Annotated in this window: 19 protein-coding genes and 1 tRNA gene; 9 read left to right on the top strand and 11 right to left on the bottom strand. The window is 69.3% G+C overall.

Annotation, left to right across the window (positions count from 1 at the left end; translation table 11 throughout):
• Window positions 1-91 precede the first annotated feature (91 nt).
• Window positions 92-685 carry a phosphoribosylanthranilate isomerase gene (locus tag ABZU76_RS01975; RefSeq protein ID WP_354864089.1) on the top strand — a complete coding sequence of 198 codons (594 nt, stop codon included), beginning with the start codon at window positions 92-94 and terminating at the stop codon, window positions 683-685.
• A gap of 48 nt (window positions 686-733) precedes the next feature.
• On the opposite strand, the gene ABZU76_RS01970 is transcribed toward ABZU76_RS01975, so the two are convergent.
• Window positions 734-2,653 (bottom strand): LamG-like jellyroll fold domain-containing protein, encoded by a 1,920-nt coding sequence (locus ABZU76_RS01970; RefSeq protein ID WP_354864087.1) that lies wholly within the window; start codon window positions 2,651-2,653, stop codon window positions 734-736.
• Between the two features lie 291 nt (window positions 2,654-2,944).
• Between ABZU76_RS01970 and ABZU76_RS01965 the strand changes: the two genes are divergently transcribed.
• The 3 genes from ABZU76_RS01965 (at window position 2,945) to ABZU76_RS01955 (ending at window position 4,567) form a co-directional block, all read left to right on the top strand.
• Window positions 2,945-3,565: a DUF5134 domain-containing protein gene (locus tag ABZU76_RS01965; protein ID WP_354864085.1), complete on the top strand. Its 621-nt coding sequence runs from the start codon at window positions 2,945-2,947 to the stop codon at window positions 3,563-3,565.
• Between the two features lie 50 nt (window positions 3,566-3,615).
• The gene (locus ABZU76_RS01960) at window positions 3,616-4,008 is read left to right on the top strand and encodes a hypothetical protein (protein ID WP_354864083.1); all 393 of its coding nucleotides are present in this window, start codon (window positions 3,616-3,618) and stop codon (window positions 4,006-4,008) included.
• A 148-nt stretch (window positions 4,009-4,156) separates the two neighbouring features.
• Window positions 4,157-4,567 carry an Lsr2 family protein gene (locus tag ABZU76_RS01955; protein WP_285972437.1) on the top strand — a complete coding sequence of 137 codons (411 nt, stop codon included), beginning with the start codon at window positions 4,157-4,159 and terminating at the stop codon, window positions 4,565-4,567.
• A 94-nt stretch (window positions 4,568-4,661) separates the two neighbouring features.
• Here the strand turns inward: ABZU76_RS01955 and ABZU76_RS01950 are convergent, their stop codons facing one another.
• Genes ABZU76_RS01950 through ABZU76_RS01940 form a run of 3 tightly spaced genes read right to left on the bottom strand, consistent with a single transcriptional unit; the run spans window position 4,662 to window position 6,768 of the window.
• Window positions 4,662-5,171 carry a carbonic anhydrase gene (locus ABZU76_RS01950; protein WP_354864081.1) on the bottom strand — a complete coding sequence of 170 codons (510 nt, stop codon included), beginning with the start codon at window positions 5,169-5,171 and terminating at the stop codon, window positions 4,662-4,664.
• Window positions 5,171-6,061: an NmrA family NAD(P)-binding protein gene (locus tag ABZU76_RS01945; RefSeq protein ID WP_354864079.1), complete on the bottom strand. Its 891-nt coding sequence runs from the start codon at window positions 6,059-6,061 to the stop codon at window positions 5,171-5,173. Before ABZU76_RS01945 ends, ABZU76_RS01950 begins: the two co-directional genes overlap by 1 nt.
• 2 nt (window positions 6,062-6,063) lie before the next feature.
• Window positions 6,064-6,768, bottom strand: coding sequence for an SDR family oxidoreductase (locus ABZU76_RS01940; protein WP_354864077.1), 705 nt, complete (start codon window positions 6,766-6,768; stop codon window positions 6,064-6,066).
• Between the two features lie 132 nt (window positions 6,769-6,900).
• Between ABZU76_RS01940 and ABZU76_RS01935 the strand changes: the two genes are divergently transcribed.
• Window positions 6,901-7,554, top strand: a complete 654-nt coding sequence (locus ABZU76_RS01935; RefSeq protein ID WP_354864075.1) for a helix-turn-helix domain-containing protein — start codon at window positions 6,901-6,903, stop codon at window positions 7,552-7,554.
• An 82-nt stretch (window positions 7,555-7,636) separates the two neighbouring features.
• Window positions 7,637-7,876, top strand: coding sequence for a peptidase inhibitor family I36 protein (locus tag ABZU76_RS01930; protein WP_354864073.1), 240 nt, complete (start codon window positions 7,637-7,639; stop codon window positions 7,874-7,876).
• 145 nt (window positions 7,877-8,021) lie between these two features.
• Here ABZU76_RS01930 and ABZU76_RS01925 read toward each other — a convergent pair.
• Window positions 8,022-8,095, bottom strand: a tRNA-Leu gene (locus ABZU76_RS01925).
• A 31-nt stretch (window positions 8,096-8,126) separates the two neighbouring features.
• Window positions 8,127-8,735, bottom strand: a complete 609-nt coding sequence (locus tag ABZU76_RS01920) for a TetR family transcriptional regulator (RefSeq protein WP_354864071.1) — start codon at window positions 8,733-8,735, stop codon at window positions 8,127-8,129.
• Window positions 8,736-8,785: 50 nt separating this feature from the next.
• Between ABZU76_RS01920 and ABZU76_RS01915 the strand changes: the two genes are divergently transcribed.
• The gene (locus ABZU76_RS01915; RefSeq protein ID WP_354864069.1) at window positions 8,786-10,537 is read left to right on the top strand and encodes a multicopper oxidase domain-containing protein; all 1,752 of its coding nucleotides are present in this window, start codon (window positions 8,786-8,788) and stop codon (window positions 10,535-10,537) included.
• 60 nt (window positions 10,538-10,597) lie between these two features.
• Here the strand turns inward: ABZU76_RS01915 and ABZU76_RS01910 are convergent, their stop codons facing one another.
• The 3 genes from ABZU76_RS01910 to ABZU76_RS01900 all read right to left on the bottom strand — a co-directional run bounded on the left by ABZU76_RS01910 (window position 10,598) and on the right by ABZU76_RS01900 (window position 13,350).
• Window positions 10,598-11,923, bottom strand: a complete 1,326-nt coding sequence (locus ABZU76_RS01910) for an NAD(P)/FAD-dependent oxidoreductase (RefSeq protein WP_354864067.1) — start codon at window positions 11,921-11,923, stop codon at window positions 10,598-10,600.
• Window positions 11,924-12,007: 84 nt separating this feature from the next.
• Window positions 12,008-12,694 carry a uracil-DNA glycosylase gene (locus tag ABZU76_RS01905; RefSeq protein ID WP_354864065.1) on the bottom strand — a complete coding sequence of 229 codons (687 nt, stop codon included), beginning with the start codon at window positions 12,692-12,694 and terminating at the stop codon, window positions 12,008-12,010.
• Complete coding sequence (locus ABZU76_RS01900; protein ID WP_354864063.1) at window positions 12,694-13,350, bottom strand: endonuclease V; 657 nt, start codon at window positions 13,348-13,350, stop codon at window positions 12,694-12,696. The genes ABZU76_RS01905 and ABZU76_RS01900 overlap by 1 nt, the downstream gene beginning before the upstream one ends.
• A gap of 50 nt (window positions 13,351-13,400) precedes the next feature.
• Here ABZU76_RS01900 and ABZU76_RS01895 point away from each other — a divergent pair, with 50 nt between their 5' ends.
• Window positions 13,401-14,885: a peptidase S10 gene (locus ABZU76_RS01895; RefSeq protein WP_354864061.1), complete on the top strand. Its 1,485-nt coding sequence runs from the start codon at window positions 13,401-13,403 to the stop codon at window positions 14,883-14,885.
• Between the two features lie 46 nt (window positions 14,886-14,931).
• Here ABZU76_RS01895 and ABZU76_RS01890 read toward each other — a convergent pair whose 3' ends face one another.
• Entirely contained in the window at window positions 14,932-15,300 is a 369-nt protein-coding gene (locus ABZU76_RS01890) for a DoxX family protein (RefSeq protein WP_354864059.1), read from the bottom strand.
• Between the two features lie 103 nt (window positions 15,301-15,403).
• Here ABZU76_RS01890 and ABZU76_RS01885 point away from each other — a divergent pair, with 103 nt between their 5' ends.
• Complete coding sequence (locus ABZU76_RS01885; protein WP_354864057.1) at window positions 15,404-15,763, top strand: helix-turn-helix domain-containing protein; 360 nt, start codon at window positions 15,404-15,406, stop codon at window positions 15,761-15,763.
• 105 nt (window positions 15,764-15,868) lie between these two features.
• On the opposite strand, the gene ABZU76_RS01880 is transcribed toward ABZU76_RS01885, so the two are convergent.
• Entirely contained in the window at window positions 15,869-16,732 is an 864-nt protein-coding gene (locus ABZU76_RS01880; protein WP_354864055.1) for an LLM class flavin-dependent oxidoreductase, read from the bottom strand.
• Between the last annotated feature and the right edge of the window lie 8 nt (window positions 16,733-16,740).

The raw sequence follows: 16,740 nt of genomic DNA, 5'->3' as shown, positions 1-16,740 counted from the left end.
CGCCGCCCGGGCGTCCGATCCGTCACGTCTGGCGATGCGGTGCGCGCGTGATGCCCGCTCGTCACCGGCCGGCGGAGGTTAGGGTCGGGGCGTGTTCGTGAAGATCTGCGGCCTGAAGACAGCGGCCGACGTGGCGTGCGCGGTCGAAGCGGGAGCCGACGCCGTGGGATTCCTGCTGTGCGAGAGCCCTCGGCAGGTCACCCGGGCCGAGGCCGCGCAACTCGCGGCGGGTGTGCCCGGCGAGGTGCTCACGGTCGGCGTGTTCAAGGGCGTGCCGGTGCCGCAGGTGCGCGACGCCGTGGCCGAGACGGGGATCCGGGCCGTTCAGCTGCACGGCTCCGGGTACTCGCCGGCCGACTTCGCAGCGTTGCGCGATCTGCCCGTGCGGCTGATCCGTGCCACGTCGCTGAAGCACAGCGAGGTCCCGGCCGTCGGCGAATACGGCGAGGACTTGCTCCTGCTCGACTCCCCCGACGCGGGTTCGGGCGAGACCTGGGACTGGTCGGCCGAGACGCCCGACGGCGACTGGCTGCTGGCCGGCGGCCTCACCCCGGACAACGTGGCCGACGCCGTCGCCACGGTGCGGCCGTGGGGAGTGGACGTCTCCAGCGGCGTCGAGTCCGCCCGCGGCGTGAAGGACCAGGCCCTGATCCGAGCTTTCCTCGCCGCCGCAAGGAGTTCCTGACCGAGGACGGCAGCGGGCGGGCGCCGATGACCACCCGCTGCCGGTGGATCACTTGGTCATGAACTCGTCCAGGCGCAGAGCCCGGTTCACGATGCGGACGTCGCCGATCCAGCCGTGGAACACGTTGTCGATCGCGCCGCCGTACTCGTGGCCGCCGAGCAGCCACGTGAGGCCGAGCGAGGCGATGCCGATCGAGTCGGTCGACGGGTTGTCCGCGACCGGCGAGCTTTCGATGTAGGCCTTGGTGTGGTGGCCGTCGTTGACCACGGCGAGGTGCCACCACTGGTCCTCGGGCATGCCGTGGCTCCAGTTGGTGGTCGGGTAGGTCTGGCTGAGCGGGTAGCAGTTGAACTGCAGTTCACGACCGTTGTTCGTGGTCATGAGCTGGGCCACCGGCTCCTTCGGGTCGGTGTTCTTGCCGTGCTTGCCCGCGTCGCCGGCCGCGCCGCGGCGGACCAGCACCGGCATGTTGCCGTTGTTGCCGCCGTCCCAGTCGCGCGGGATCTTCACGAACGCTTCGATGGTGTAGCCGTGCTTGAACGTCTCGGTGTTCAGCGGCGCCTTCGCGGCGGTGCTGAGGTACGCGCCGTGCAGCGGGTTCTTGCCGCCGACGAAGCGCAGGCTGGCGTGGCCCGGCTGGTCGGGGTGGTGGTCGTCGGACCAGGTCAGCGCGTCGGGGGCGGTGCCGGCCACCGACGCGAGCGCGAGGTCGTTGCCGTGGCCGGACAGGTCGCGCACCTTCTGGCTCGCGGTGACGGCGCTGCCGTTGGCACCGACGTTGTCGAAACGCCAGTACGCCAGAGTGCCCGGCACGAGCACCTTGTTCGCCGGCCGCGCCGAGCGCACGGGCACCGGGATGAAGCCGGAGAAGCGCTGCTCGAAGTCGAACGGCATCGAGAACAGGTCGACGGAAGTGGTCAGCCGCGACTCCAGCACCTCCATCTTGTTGCGCTTCGCCGGGTCCTTCTCGAGGATCCACGGCGCGATCGTCTCGACGTCGATCGTGTTGCGCTGCAGGTCGAAGTGGTAGAGGCGCAGCATGCCGCCACCGCTCATGTAGCGGTTCTGGTAGTTCGTGATGTGCAGGTGCACGTCGTTGCCGGCGGCGTTCTGCTTCGTCATGCGGCCCGACGGCCAGTAGTGGCCGTTGAGGGTGAGGAAGATCTGGTCGTTGTTCTTGATCAGCTGGTCCCACACGGTCTGGCCGTAGCCGGTGACCGCCGCGTTGTTCTCGGCGTCGCCCGATTCGTACGGGTACACCTCGTCGCCGTAGGTCGGCGCGACGATCTCGTGGCAGGTCAGGATCACCGGCAGGTGCGGGTTCTTCTTGATCACGTCGTTGGCCCAGGCGAAGCCCGCGGCCGACGTGCGCCAGTCCATGGCCAGCAGCAGCCACTCGCGCCCGGCGGCGCGGAAGGTGTGGGCGGTGTTGTAGCCACTGGCGTCCGAGCTGAGGAAGGACTTCTGGTTCTTGAACCGCTGCGGGCCCATCGTCTGCAGGTACGGCGTGGTGCCGCGCGTGTCGTCACCGGACACGTCGTGGTTGCCGGCGAGCACGCTGTAGGCGACGTTCGCCTTGTCGAGGATCTTGAACGTCTGGTCCACGGCCTGGAACGACGTGACGTCGGCGTCCTGCGTCACGTCACCGAGGTGCGCCATGAACACGATGTTGTTGTTCGGCGTGCCGCTGTTCTCGATCACGTACCGGAACGAGGCTGCCTGCGGCTCCGCGTTGATGCTGTTCTGGCTGCCCCAGTAGAGGTACTGAGTGTCCGGCATCACGGCAACGGTGAACTGGAGGCTCTCGCCGTCCGGGTTCCATCTGCCGCTGCCTCTGTTTGCGGTGTTCGCGGTGTCGGCCTCGGCCGGCGCGACGCCGAGCGCACCCAGCGCCGTGGCGCCGACGCCGGCGAGTCCCGCGTTCCGCAGGAAGGACCGTCGGTTCGGGCCCACCTGGTTTTCGCGCATGGTCTACCTCATTCAGGTTTCCAGGGAGAATTCTCGAGCGCCCCGGACGCTATTCACGGCTGTTTGAGCCAACGCGAACACCAGGTGGCCTGCTCACGTCGGCTCCCTTACGTCACGCGCCCTTGAGACGCAGGTCACGGCCGGCAGGCCCGAGGGGCACCGGCGCTGCCCTTCCGTTTTCGACAATTCCTGTCTCGTCCGGGGGCATTTCCCGTTGGTTGTCACGAATCGCGACTGTGCGTGGTCTACCGGGTACTCGCTTCACTCGCTTCGGCGGAAGGAACCCCTCTCGTGCCGGCGTCCGTGTCCTGGCTGCTGACGGCCGCGTTCGCCGCGCTGGCGTGGGCGCCGCTCGCACACCTTCGAGGTGGGGTTGCCGCTCTGCCGGCGGACGCTGCCGAGTGGCGTGGGTCTCCAGTGGATGTCCACCGTGGCCAGGCACCGCTCTCCGCGGGTTCATCGTTGCCCGCCAACGCCGCGTTGCCCGCCAACGACCCTCCGCCGCTCCGGTCGCCGACCCGCACCGACTCCGTGGCCGAACTCGTCCTCTGCGCCGCGATGATCGCCATGACCTCCCCCGTCGGCGCCCCCATCCCCGCCGCCGGCTGGCAGGCCGTCCTCCTGCTCACCCTCGGCTGGTCCCTCACGACCCGGCGCCTGCACCACCTCGCCACCATCGCGACGATGCTGTTCATGCTCACCGCCATGCCGCACTCCGGCGACCACGGCCCGTGGCTCACGATGCCCGCGATGGGCCACGGCTGGTGGACACCCATCACCTTCGCCGCGGCCGCGTGGTTCCTCCTCGAAGCCGCCCGCTCGGTCCCGTCGTGGCACATGGACCCGACCCGCGCGTTGTCGCGGACGGGCATGAGCCTCGGAATGGCTTGCGCGCTGGTCGCCTCCGTCTGAGATGGCAATCTCGGCGGAAACCTGTTCCTGTGCCAGTAATGTGAGCGGTCGTGCTCTCCACGACTCGACGACTGACCGCGCAGTGGACCGCTCAATACGGCGAGGACGCCGCGGCGGACTGGGCCGCGCACTGCACCAAGGAAGAGTTCATCCGCGTCTGCGGCGTGGCCGACTTTTTGATCTACTGCGGACCGCCCACCCCGTCCGGCGGAGGCATGATGGCCGCCAAGGCCGTCGCGATCGCCGCGGTTTTCATCCATGAAGGCGCCCCGCGCCACCTCGCGCGCAAGAACCGCAAGAAGCTCGACCCGGCCCGCTACGCCGGCCCTGACCCCACAATGGACAGCTTCGCGGACCTCGAAGCGCAACGCCGCGCCGGCCAGTACTGCGGCGTGACGGAACAGTTCGAGGCCTTCTGGTCACCTTCCGTCGACGTTTCCTGACCCCCGGCACCGCCTCGACCGCACCGGGAGTTTCCGCACAGTTTCGGCGCCTGCATTTCCTCGACCATTCGATGCTACGATCACAATCGATCGCCACATTCGTGCGCCTGGTCACGGTCAGCATGCACGCCAATTTCAAGGAGCACTCATGGCCCAGAAGGTTCTCGTCGAAATGCTGGACGACATCGACGGCAGCCCGGCCACCCAGACAGTCCCCTTCGGACTCGACGGTGTCAGCTACGAGATCGACCTGTCCGACGACAACGCCGCCGCCCTGCGCGACGAGCTCGCGCGCTATATCGGCGTGGGCCGCAAGACCGGCGGCCGCAAGGTGCGCGTCGCCGCGGGGCAGCCGACCGCGGCCACCCCGGCCGACCGCGAGCGCTCGCGCACGATCCGCGCGTGGGCCAACGAAAACGGCTACCAGATCTCCGAGCGCGGCCGCATCCCGTCCGACGTCGTGAGCGCCTACGAGCAGGCCGAGCTCGAAGCCGCCAAGCCCTCCGCGCCGGCCCGCAAGCGCCCCGCGCGCAAGAAGGTCGCCGCCGCCAAGAAGTAGTACGGCGAACCTGCTGACCGAGATGCCGGCTCGTTGACAACGGACCCCCGTTCGTCAACGAGCCGGCATCAGCTGGTCCACAGTGGATGGTCGCCTACGGCCCGACGACGGTTTCCACCAAACCGGTACCGACGTCGTAAACAAGACCCGACACCCGATACCCGGGCAGGCGAGGCTCGGCCCTCAGCAACGCCACGTCCCGAGCCACCGCCGCTCGCGGATCCGCGACGTCGGGCAGCTCGGCTTCAGGCGACCCGAAGTACGGAGCCAGCAGGCCGGGCCGGTCCTGGATCAGGGTGATGCCGCAGCCGGTGTGCTGCAGCACGACGACGTTCCACCCACCGGGACCCGCCCCCGCGGCCGCGGCCAGGTGCTGCAACATCACCAGCTGCTCGATCGTGTCCGGCGTGACGCGTCCGCCGACGTTGCGCAGCACCCCGATCTCCCCCGGCTCCGCGCCGAGCACGACAGCGGGGTCGACCCGCGGGTCGAAACAGCTGATGACGCTCGTCAGCAGACTCGGCCGCATGATCAACGTGGGATCGAACCGCGTCTCGGCGAACTTCCGGTTCCGCTCGACGAAAGTGTCCACGACTTCAACCATCACTCGGCTCCGTTCAGCAGGGCGGCGTGTTTGCGGGCGAACTCGGCGACGGACATCGGCCGCCGCCCGGTGAGCTTTTCGATGGTGTCGTCGGCGCCGCCGAGCCGTCCGGCGCGGTAGTCGATCATGATTCCGCGAATCGACCCGACCAGGTACTCGGGCACGCCGAACGCGGCGATCGTGGCGACGAACTCGTCCAGGTCACAGTCTTCGTAGACGATCTCCCGGCCCAGCGCGTCGGACAGCTCGGCCGCCATCTGCGCCTGGCCGAGCTCAGCCGGGCCGGACAGCGGGATCGTCCGACCGATGTGGACGCTCGGCTCCTTCAGCAGCGCGGCGATCGCGCGCCCCAGGTCCTCGGTGCCGACGATCGACGACGTGCCCGCCCCCGCGGGCATCCACAGCTTCCCCTTGCGCAGGTTCGGCAGGATCCACGGGTAGAGGAACCATTCGAGGAACATCGTCGGGCGCAGGTGGACGACGTCCACACCGGACCAGGTGAACACTTCCTGCGACAGGTTCGTCTCCCGCGTCGAGATCCCCGTGGACTCGCGGCTGGTGTTGCGCTGCGAGAGGTTGAGGACGGGCGGGCCGCCGGTTTCCTTCACCGCCTGGGCAAAGTTGACCGTCGCCTGGATCAGGCCCGGCCGCATCGGGTGGACGAAATACGCGGCGTCCGTGCCCTCGAGCGCGGGCCGTAGCGTGGTGATGTCCTGGAAGTCACCGACGACGACCTCCGCCCCCTGGTCGGCCAACGCCCGCGCGCGGTCGTCGAGCGTGCGCACCATCGCCCGCACCGTCAGCCCCAGCGCCAGGGCCTCGCGGACGGCGGCCCCTCCAGTGCCACCGGCCGCTCCCGTGACGAGCACTCTTCTGTCTGAAGTGGACATAGTCACCTACCGGCCAGCGCCGGGTAGAGCGCCGTGACGTCTGCCGCGAGTCCAGCGTGGACCTTCTTCGTCATGTCGTCGACGAGCACCTCGTGCTCGCCGGCTTCGAGGGCGTCGAAGATCGCGCTGACGACGTCGGCCGGCTTGTTCATGCCGCTGGTGTCGTTGCCGGCCTGCATCGGAGTGTCGGTCGGGCCGAAGAAGGCCCCGAGGACCTGCACGCCGTCGGGCGCGAGTTCGAGCCGCAGGGCGTTGGTGGCCATCCACAGCCCGGCCTTGGAAACGCTGTGCGCCTTGCCGATGGCGAACCAGCTCAGCACCGACCCCACGTTGAGCAGCGCGCCCTTGGCCGTGCGCAGCGCCGGCGCCAACTCGCGGGTCAGGACGAGCGGGCCCAGCAGGTTGGCCTCGAACACCTCCTCGATCTCCTCGATCGGGGCGGTCAGCAGGTCGCTGTGCGGGAAGATCGCCGCGTTGTTGACGAGGATCGTGGTGTCGCCCAGCTTCGCCGCGGCCCGCGCGATCGAGCCCCGGTCGGTCAGATCCAGGTCGACGGCCACGACCCGCTCGTCGCCCCACGCCTTCTCCTTGCGGGCAGCCGCATACACGCGCGCCGCACCCCGATCCAGCGCGGCCTGGACGAACGCGGACCCGAGCCCACCGTTCGCACCTGTCACGCACACCGTCGCGTTCTGCAGAGCAGTCATCGTTGTTCCCCTTCAGGTTCCGTGGCCCCTTCATGGCCACGCCGAGGACGGTAATCCGCTCACTTCATTTTTGCAAGTACAGTGCTTGTGGAAAAGTTCAATCTCATGTCGGGACGGTGCTACACTTAACACATGAAACGGCGCGATTTCGGGCAGTACTGCGGCCTCGCGCGAGCCCTGGAGCTCGTCGGCGAACGCTGGGGGTTGCTGATCATCCGCGACCTGGCCATCCACCCGCGCCGCTACACCGATCTCCTCGACGGCCTGCCCGGCATCCCGTCCAACGTGCTGGCCACGCGCTTGAAAGAGTTCGAACAGTCCGGCATCGTCGAACGCCAGATCGCGCCCTCACCTCGCCGCGGCGTCGTCTACGCCCTCACCCCACTCGGCCACGAGCTCGAACCGGCCATCCACGCCCTCGGCCGCTGGGGCACAACCCAACTCGGCGAACCCCGCCCCGGCGAGATCGTCACGCCCGAATCCCTCGCCATGTCACTCCGCGCCGCGTTCGACCCCTCCGGCGCTACCGACGTCACCGCGTCCTGGGAAATCCACACCCCCGACTTCGCCGTCCACGCCATCGTCACCAACGGCAAACTCGACGCCGGCGTCGGCCCCGCCCCCTCCGGCGCGGACCTCGTGATCACCCTCCAGCCCGAGGACCTGCCGTCCTACCTGGAGCTGGTGCAGGCCATCAAGTGCGGCCTGGTGAAGATCTCGGGACCCCGCAAGCTTCTGGACACGTTTACCCGCGTGTTCGCGAGCCGTGGCCCCTCGACTTCCTAGGGTGGGTCACCACTTCGTCGGCTTCGCGAGCGGCATACTTCCCTGACCCCGACCCGATTGGCTGAGGTCATTCGCGGCCACAGTGGACACTCATGCGCGCACTATTCCTGAGGTCTTCCGACCCGATTGGGAACATGGCGAAGTGGCCGACTGCGACGACGACAGCTTCTGCGTATGGGAGAACGACGGCGCCACCGGACGACGGAAATCTGGTGCCTCTGGGAAAACAGCAACTACCAGGGTCAGTCGCTGCGCATCTCCGTCGAATGGCAGGGCCCACTCGGACCGAAATACAACTTCAACGACCGAGTCAGCTCATTGAAGGCCTGCTAGCCGCAACGCCGGGTTCTCCTCGAATCCAGCAACCGGGGAAGTCCCGCCGAGGAACGCCGCGGGACTTCCCCATCGTCACCGTGCGTCCATGACCGGCCACCCGGTCCGATCGCGCCGAGCAGGCGGGGAGGCAGTGCCCCCGACGGGGTTCGAACCCGCACTGGGTCGATTTTAAGTCGACTGCCTCTGCCAATTGGGCTACGGGGGCACGAACACCTTAGCGGGACCCCGGCGGCCCGTCAGATGCGCGGCGTGTGATCCGCCACAGCGGACGCCGGCGCGAGCTCCGAAGCGCCTGCGGGCGCGAGGGCGTCCATCAGCAGGTCCAGATACCGCCGCCACCCCTCCGAAGCGCCGGCGGGGAACGACGGCAACGTCCCCACCAGCATCAACACCAGCCGCGGGACGTCGTCCGCCACCAGGTCCGCGCGGAACACCCCCGTGGCCTGGCCGGCGGCCACCAGGGCAGCCACCGGCGAGAAGAACCGCCAAGCCAGATCCATCGTCAACGCGCCCACGTTGTTGGCCGCGGCGAACAACGGCTGCTCAACCGCCGCCAGACCCACCGCGGCTTCCAACGCGAGATAGACACCGTCTCGCGGAGCCGCAGAAGCAGCGCGAGACAGCACCGGCACGATCACCTCGTCGAACCGCGCTTCCAGCACCGCCCGCACCAGGTCCTGCTTGTGCGGGAACCGCCGGTACAACGTCGCGACCCCGACGCCGGCCGCGGCGGCGATCTCCTCCATCGGCACGGTGACGCCGCCGGCGGCGAAGACCGAGTAGGCCGCGTCGACGATGCGGCGGGCGTTTCGGGCGGCGTCAGCACGCAGCGGCTGCGGGGGCATGCCCTACACTACCAACTGATAGCTCACTATCACTTGGACAGGAACCTCCCATGGCAGAAGGCATCTCCCGTCGACGGCTGTTCAAAGCGACCGCAGCCACGGCAGCCACCGCGGCCATCCCGGCGACCGCGGCCCGAGCGCAAACCGACGTAGACCTCCGCACCTTCCCCTCGCCCGACCTCCCGCCCTACGTCGACGAGCTCCCGGTCCCGCAGACCATCCGCGGCGACCACCGCCTCGCCATGGCCGAGTCAACCCACCGCTTCCACCGCGACCTCGCCCCCGCGCCCACCTGGTCCTACGGCGGCGCCGAATACCTCGGACCCACCATCGAGGCCCACGCGAACCAGCGCCTCGAGCTGACGTTCGACAACAAGCTCGGCCGGCACCTCTTCGCGGAAGACGTCGACCCCACCCTCGACGGCGCGTCCGAGGAAAGCCGCGTCAAACCCCACACTTCGGTCCACCTGCACGGCGCCGTCACGCCGCCCGAGATGGACGGCCACCCAATGGACGTCTTCCTCCCCGGCGAGCACCGCACCTACCGCCACGAAAACCGCCAGCCCGCCGCCGGCCTCTGGTACCACGACCACGGCATGGGCCTCACGCGCCTGAACGTCCACGCGGGACTCGCGGGCATGTACCTCCTGCGCGACGAAGGCGACACCGGCGACCGCACCAACGCGTGGCACCTGCCCAGCGGCGAGTTCGAACTACCGCTGATCCTGGCCGACCGCCGCTTCCACGCCGACGGCTCGCTCAACTACCGCACCCTGACCCTCGTCCCGCAGGGTCACTGGGACGGCGGCCAGATCGGCGACCGCATGACGGTCAACGGCAAGGTCTCGCCGTACACGAACGTCGCCCGCGGCCAGTACCGGTTCCGGGTGCTCAACGCGTCGAACTTCCGCGCGTACCACTTGTTCTTCCGCGACCGCCGCCCGTTCCACGTGATCGGCAACGACGCCGGCCTGCTCGACGCCCCCGTCGTCACCACCGACGTCCGCCTCACGCCCGGCGAGCGCGCCGACCTCGTGGTCGACTTCTCGGACCTCGAAAAGGGCGAACACGTCGACCTCGTCAACGACCAACGCGAAGCCGCGCTCATCGCCCTCGTCACGGGCGCGCAGCCACTGCCCGACGTCGTGCGTTTCACCAGCACCGGCGCGAAAGGTCACCAGCAGGCGCTGCCGACTCGCCTGCGCGTCACGCAAAAGCCGTCGGCACCCGACCGTCGCCGCGTCGTCACGCTCACCCAGGACCTCAAGCTCACGCGCTGGCCGCCGGTCGGCATGTCGCTCAACAACCTGTGCTTCGAGGACGATCCGATCGCCATGCCGCGCCAGGGAACCACGGAGCTGTGGGAGGTCGTGAACCTCACCATCGAGGACCACCCCGTACACCTGCACCTGGTGAACCTGCACCTGCTCAACCGACAGATGTTCGACCCGGTCGCCTACTCACTGGCGAACCCGCGCCCGCCGATGCACACGGAGTGGGCGCCGCCGCCGGACGAGTTCCTCCTCGGCGCACCCCAGCCGCCCGCGCCGTGGGAGGCGGGGCCGAAGGACACCGTGAACTGCCCGCAGAACACCGTCACGCGCTTCCTCGCGCACTTCCCGACGGCCGACGAGCTCGGCTTCGACCCGGACGCGACGTTCACCCCGGCCCGGCACGCGATGTCCGGCATGACCATGGCCGAGCACGACATGGACATGGACCTCCAGGGTTACGTCTGGCACTGCCACATCCTCGACCACGAAGACGACTGCATGATGGCGCGCTACCGCCTCGTCCAGTAACCGAAAACGCGAGAAGCCGGACCTCCCGACAGGAGGTCCGGCTTCAGCAGAGGAACGAACTCAGCCCTTCGAAACCCGGGCGAACTCTTCCTTCGGGTTGTTGATCTGCCCGAGCGAGATCACCTCACGGCGGAACAGGCCGCCGAGCATCCAGTCGAACAGGATGCGGGTCTTGCGGTTCCACGTCGGCATCGCCTTGAGGTGGTACGCGCGGTGGAAGAGCCAGGCCGGGAAGCCCTTGATCTTCAGGTTCAGCGCGTCGGCGACACCCTTGTGCAGGCCGAGGCTGGCGACCGCACCGAGGTTCTTGTGGAAGTAGTCCTTCGGCTGGCCGCCGCGCAGGACCTTGATGATGTTCTTGGCCAGCAGCGTCGCCTGGCGCACGGCGTGCTGCGCGTTGGGCGGGCACGTGGCCGTCGGGTCCTGCTCGGTGCGCGAGAGGTCGGGGATCGCGGCGTTGTCGCCCGCCGTCCACACCTCGGGGTGGCCGACGACCTGCATCGCGGCAGTGGCCTCGACGCGACCGCGCTTGTCGAGCGGCAGGTCGGAGTCGGCGAGCACCGGGTTGGCCTTCACGCCGGCCGTCCAGATGAGCGTCTCGGTGTCGAACTCGGTGCCGTCCGAGAGCACGACGTGGCCGTTTTCGAACGACTTCGCCGCGGTCGACAGGTAGACCTCGATGCCGCGCTTCTCCAGCTGCTGCACCGTGTACACACCGAGCGTCTCGCGGACCTCGGGCAGGATCCGCCCGGCGGCCTCGACGAGCACCCAGCGGATGTCTGCGGGCTTGATGTTCGGGTAGTAGTTCTCCACCGCGAACCGGGTCATGTCCTCGAGCTCGGCCAGCGCCTCGATGCCGGCGAAGCCGCCGCCAACGACCGTGAAGGTCAGCAGGCGCTTGCGCAGCTCGGGGTCGAGCGTGCTCGCCGCCTCGTCGAGCTTGGTCATGATGTGGTTGCGCAGGTAGATGGCCTCGCCGATGGTCTTGAAGGCGATGCCCTGCTCGGCCAGGCCCGGGATCGGGAGGATGCGGGCGACGGCGCCGAGCGCGACCACGAGCACGTCGTAGTTCAGCGTCTCGATGTGGCCGTCGGCGGCCTCGACCGTGACGGCCTTGCGCTCGTTCTCGATCTTCGTCACGCGCGCGGTGAGCACGTGGCAGCGCTTGAGCACGCGGCGCAGGGGCACCACCACGTGACGGGGTTCGATCGCGCCGGCCGCCGCCTCGGGCAGGAAGGGCGCGTAGGTCATGTGCGGCTGAGGGTCAACGACGGTCACGGAGGCCTCGTTGGCGCGCAGCATCTTCTGGAGCCCGTACGCCGTGTACAGGCCGACGTAACCACCACCGAGGATGAGGATCCGAGTCGGTTCCGACTTAGCAGCCATGACTCCATAGTCGCACTTGCCGAGCCGTATCGCTCGGGTACCCCGCCCTGCTGTGACCAGCGTCGCCATGCAGGCGGTAACGATTCAGAAGAGGCCGGCGGCCCTGGCCGCGGAGGCGAACACGTCACACACCATCGCGTGAGTCACACGGCCCGTCTGGACATTACGGGGTGACACGTGGTAGCAGCCGTGCAGCTGTAAGCCACCGAGCTCGACGACGGTCCCGTGCCCGAACGCCGGCCGCGGCGACGACACCGGCCGGCCCGCCTCGGCGAGCACCGGCAGCAGCGCCTGCCAGCCGAACGCGCCGAGCACCACGACGGCCTTCAAGGTCGGGTGCAGGAGCCTCAGCTCGTCGGCGAGCCAGTGGCGGCAGGTGTCGCGCTCGGCCGGCGTCGGCCTGTTCTCGGGCGGCGCGCAGCGGACGGGTGAGACGAGCCGGGTGCCGCGCAGGGTGAGGCCGTCGTGCTTGTCGGTGGACGTGGGCTGCGACGCCAGCCCCACCTCGTGCAGCACGCGGAACAGGAAGTCGCCCGACGGGTCGCCGGTGAACATCCGCCCGGTGCGGTTGCCGCCGTGCGCCGAGGGCGCGAGCCCGACCACGGCCAGCGCCGCGTCCGAAGGCCCGAAGCCGGGCACCGGCTTGGCCCAGTACTCGTCGTCGAGGTACGCGGCCCGCTTGGTGACCGCCACCTTTTCCCGCCACGCCACCAGCCGCGGACACGCGCGGCACCCGGTGACGGCGGCGTCGAGCTCCGCGAGCGTGTCCATCAGCGGCCGGCCAGAGCCGCGCGGCACAGGTGGTCGGCTGCGCGCGTCGTCTCGGGCAGGCGGTAGCGCGGGGTCAACGCGAACGTCAGCCGGCAGGCGTGGTCGAGGCTGATCAGGTGGCCCGCGGACACGTAAACCGGCTTCACACCGGGCCCCGTGCGTACGACGGCGCCGAGCTGCTCGTCGCCGTCCAGCAGCGGCGCGGTGTCGCCGGGTTCCGGGCCGGGCTCCGCGTGCGTGCCGACGAGCCGCGTCTTGCCGACGCCGAACGCCGGGATCCCCGTGAGCACGCCGAGGTGGCACGCGAGCCCGAAGCGCCGCGGGTGGGCGAGGCCGTGGCCGTCGCACGCGAATACCTCGGGCGGGTGCGTGAGCGCCGCGATGGCGTCGAGCAGCGGCGGCAGCTCGCGGAAGGCGAACAGGCCCGGCTCGTATGGGAAGGTGACCCGGCCCGTGATCACGCGTTCCTCGACCACGCGCAGGTCGTCGAGGGCCAGCGTGACCGCGGCCGCCGCGATGCGCGTGCCGGCCGGGTCGTAGGCGACGTCGAGGCCGGTCACCGTCGCCGGCGCCGGGCAGGCGTCGGTGAGGTCCACGCGGCCGCGGAGCGCGTCCTGGACCTCGCGGGCCTCGGGAATCGTGACGGGCCAGCGCATTCCGCCAGCTTTCCACAGCCGTCCCCAGTCCGGTTGGCTAAGTTGGGTCCATGTCGGACACCACCGAAGAGACCCCCGAAAAGCCGGACACGGCGGAGAAGCCGCCGGAGCCCGTCGACGACCTCGTCACCACGCACCACACGCTCACGGTCAAACGCCGCAAACTGGCCTACACCGCTCAGGCCGGGCGCGTGGTGCTGCGCCAAGAGGTGCTGAAGGACGGCAAGTCGGAGGGCCACAAGCCCAAGGCCGAGGTGTTCCTCACCGCCTACACGCTCGACGACGCCGAGCCGGGCTCGCGCCCGGTCACGTTCGCGTTCAACGGCGGCCCCGGCTCGTCCAGCATCTGGCTGCACATGGGCCTGCTGGGCCCGCGGCGGGTGCTCTCGGGTGACGTCGACGACCTGGTCGCGCCCCCGTACGGCCTCGACGACAACAGCGAGACCCTGCTCCAGCACAGCGACCTCGTGTTCATCGACCCGGTCTCCACGGGCTACTCGCGCGTGACCGAGGGCGGCGAGTCGAAGGACTACACGGGGTTCCAGGAGGACATCGACTCGGTCGCCGAGATCATCCGGCTGTGGGTCTCGCGCAACGGACGCTGGCTGTCGCCGAAGTTCCTCGCCGGCGAGTCGTACGGCACGCTGCGCGCGGCCGCGCTGGCCGGGCACCTGCAGGACCGCTACGGGCTGTACCTCAACGGCCTGCTGCTCATCTCGTCCGTGCTCGACATGGGCACGCTGCGCTTCCACGAGGGCAACGACCTGCCGTACTCGCTCTACGTGCCCACTTACGCGGCCATCGCGCACTACCACGGCTTCCACGGCGACCGCCCCCTCGACGACGTCCTGGCCGACGCCGAGGACTTCGCGGCCAAGGAACTGCCGTGGGCCCTGGCGCGCGGTGCGCGGCTGTCCACTCAGGACCGCGCGGAGACCGTGGCCACACTGGCTTCGCTGACGGGGCTTTCGGAGTCGTATGTGGACCGGGTCAACCTGCGGATCGAGCACGTGCGCTTCTTCACGGAGCTCCTGCGCGACCGCGGCCTGCTCGTCGGGCGCATGGACGGCCGGTTCACCACGTGGGAGGTCGACGGCGGCCGCGAGCACATGAGCGACGACGCGTCGATCTCGCGCATCATCGGCGCGTACTCGGCCGGCTTCAACCACTACATCCGCGACGAGCTCGGGTACAAGAACGACCTGCCGTACGAGATCCTGTCCGGCGATGTCTTCAAGGCGTGGTCGTACAAGGACTTCGAGGGCCGGTTCGTGTCCGTTGTGGACTCCGTGAGCGCCGCGATGCGAGCGAACCCGCACCTGAAGGTCCACGTCGCGTTCGGTCACTACGACGGCGCCACGGCGTACTTCGCGTCCGAGCACGTGCTCGCCCACCTGCAGATCCCGGACGAACTGCGCGACAACATCGAGACGGCCTACTACCCGGCCGGGCACATGATGTACGTGCACGAACCGACGCGGATCCAGCAGTCGAAGGATCTGGGGAAGTTCGTGAAGTCGGCTTCGAACCGGTAGCCGTTTGGTGGGGCACGGTCGCATTCGGCCGTGCCCCACGCTTTTCTCAGCCCGGAAAGCGGCCGACCGCCACGAAGGCGGCGAGCAGCAGCAGGATCACGTTGGCGGGCAACGGCCGGCGCTCGTCGCGCACCACGTGCACCCGAAGCGCACCGACCTGCACCACCACCAGCCCGACCGCGGCGACCGGGGTGAGCACCGAAGCGACCCCGGTCAGCCACGGCAGGATCACCCCGAACGCGCCGAGGATCTCCACCAGGCCGACCGCCTTCACCCCGACGTCCGACGCGTCCTTCATCCAGTCGAGGTTCCCCGACGCGGCCAGCTGCTCACGCGGCCGCACGACCTTGAGCCCACCGGCGGCAAGATAGACCGCCGCGAGCAGAACCTGCACGACCCACAGTGCGATGTTCACCGAATTCCCCCTTCCGCTGCCAGTTGTCGCTGGATAGTCGGCGCAACGGGGACCGGTTACAAAAGGCACAGCGATGTATGTGTCCAGGAAAGGAGCCCCGCTTATGGCGAAGCTCACACCGGAAATCCCCGACGGCGGTGCGGTCCGCGAGGTCCTGGACCGCATCGGCGACAAGTGGAGCCTGCTCGTGATCGGCACCCTGCGCACCGGCCCCCTCCGGTTCGGCGACCTGCACACGGCCGTCACCGGCGTCTCCCAGCGAATGCTCACCCTGACGCTCAAGCACCTGGTAGAAGACGGCCTGGTCACGCGGACCGCCTACGCGGAGGTCCCGCCACGCGTCGAGTACGCCCTGACCGAACTCGGCCGGACGCTCGTTCCGCGGGTCATGGCACTCGCGGAGTGGGCGATGGCCAACCGCGAGCAGATCAACGCCAACCGCAGATCTCACGGCGGTTCTTGATCCAGAACCGCCGGCGCTTGCCGCGCATACCGCTTCAGCTGGTGATGGGATTCAGGCCGGCGAGTTCACACCCGCTTTCATGGCCCCGGGGTCGTGCTCGGCGGTTCACAGGACGAGATCGGCCAACCGGTCAACCTCCGCCACCTCCGCGACGGTCGGCGTGAAGGTCAGCTCGTTCAGCCCCGCCGACTCGAACTCCCGCACGATCCCCCGGATCCGGTCCGGCGTGCGGACCGCGCCGTCGGCGATGGTGGCGGCGTGGGAGCCCGCGTAGGCGTAGTAGGAGCGCAGGTAGGCGTCACCACGGTCACCCGAAGAAGTCGAGAAGTACGCCAGGCCCAGCAACCTCGGCTCACCAAGTCGGCCGGCGGCGGACCACGCCGCCCGGATTTCTTTCACCGTCGGCTCGGCGCGCGAGGGGCCGCCGCCGGCGCCGGTCCAGCCGGCGGCGTGGTCGACGGTGCGGCGGACCGCGCGTTTGCTGTGCCCGCCGATGAGGAGCGGGATGCCCGGCACGTCGCCGACCACGGGCCGGGTCTCGCCCGGGAAGTCGCCGGCTTCGACCGGCGAGCCTTGCCACGCGCGGTGCAGGTAACCGAGCTGCCGGTCGAAAGCCGCGCCACGCGAAGCGAAATCCAGCCCCACCGGGAGGTAGTCCGACTCCCGCGCGCCCACGCCGAGGCCGAGCGTCAACCGCCCGCCCGACAGCGCCGCCACGGTTCCGGCCACCTTCGCCAGCACGGCGTCCGGGTACGTCGGCCCCAGCACGGCGTTCGTCAGCAGCCCGATCTCCGTGGTCGCCCCCGCGACGCCGGCCAACGCGGTCAACGAATCCCACGACGGATACGCGACGCGCCCGATCGTGGACACGAAAGCGAACCCGCGAGCCTCCGCCCGCCGTGCCCAGTCGAGCAGCAGCCGGGCGTCGGTGCCGGGGATGGTGTTGGGAATGCCGATGCCGATGCGCATGCCGCCAG

The organism is Amycolatopsis sp. NPDC005232 (assembly GCF_040607795.1).
In the GTDB taxonomy this organism is placed as follows: Bacteria; Actinomycetota; Actinomycetes; order Mycobacteriales; family Pseudonocardiaceae; genus Amycolatopsis.
Note: the sequence above shows the minus strand (reverse complement) of the source record. Positions and strands in the feature narration are given on the sequence as shown.

Coding starts and splice junctions, on each gene's coding strand:
- ABZU76_RS01910 (WP_354864067.1), bottom strand. CDS start 11,923: ATGGCTGCTAAGTCGGAACCGACTCGGATCCTCATCCTCGGTGGTGGT.
- ABZU76_RS01900 (WP_354864063.1), bottom strand. CDS start 13,350: ATGCGCTGGCCCGTCACGATTCCCGAGGCCCGCGAGGTCCAGGACGCG.
- ABZU76_RS01940 (WP_354864077.1), bottom strand. CDS start 6,768: ATGACTGCTCTGCAGAACGCGACGGTGTGCGTGACAGGTGCGAACGGT.
- ABZU76_RS01950 (WP_354864081.1), bottom strand. CDS start 5,171: ATGGTTGAAGTCGTGGACACTTTCGTCGAGCGGAACCGGAAGTTCGCC.
- ABZU76_RS01945 (WP_354864079.1), bottom strand. CDS start 6,061: ATGTCCACTTCAGACAGAAGAGTGCTCGTCACGGGAGCGGCCGGTGGC.
- ABZU76_RS01935 (WP_354864075.1), top strand. CDS start 6,901: ATGAAACGGCGCGATTTCGGGCAGTACTGCGGCCTCGCGCGAGCCCTG.
- ABZU76_RS01915 (WP_354864069.1), top strand. CDS start 8,786: ATGGCAGAAGGCATCTCCCGTCGACGGCTGTTCAAAGCGACCGCAGCC.
- ABZU76_RS01970 (WP_354864087.1), bottom strand. CDS start 2,653: ATGCGCGAAAACCAGGTGGGCCCGAACCGACGGTCCTTCCTGCGGAAC.
- ABZU76_RS01955 (WP_285972437.1), top strand. CDS start 4,157: ATGGCCCAGAAGGTTCTCGTCGAAATGCTGGACGACATCGACGGCAGC.
- ABZU76_RS01920 (WP_354864071.1), bottom strand. CDS start 8,735: ATGCCCCCGCAGCCGCTGCGTGCTGACGCCGCCCGAAACGCCCGCCGC.
- ABZU76_RS01895 (WP_354864061.1), top strand. CDS start 13,401: ATGTCGGACACCACCGAAGAGACCCCCGAAAAGCCGGACACGGCGGAG.
- ABZU76_RS01905 (WP_354864065.1), bottom strand. CDS start 12,694: ATGGACACGCTCGCGGAGCTCGACGCCGCCGTCACCGGGTGCCGCGCG.
- ABZU76_RS01885 (WP_354864057.1), top strand. CDS start 15,404: ATGGCGAAGCTCACACCGGAAATCCCCGACGGCGGTGCGGTCCGCGAG.
- ABZU76_RS01880 (WP_354864055.1), bottom strand. CDS start 16,732: ATGCGCATCGGCATCGGCATTCCCAACACCATCCCCGGCACCGACGCC.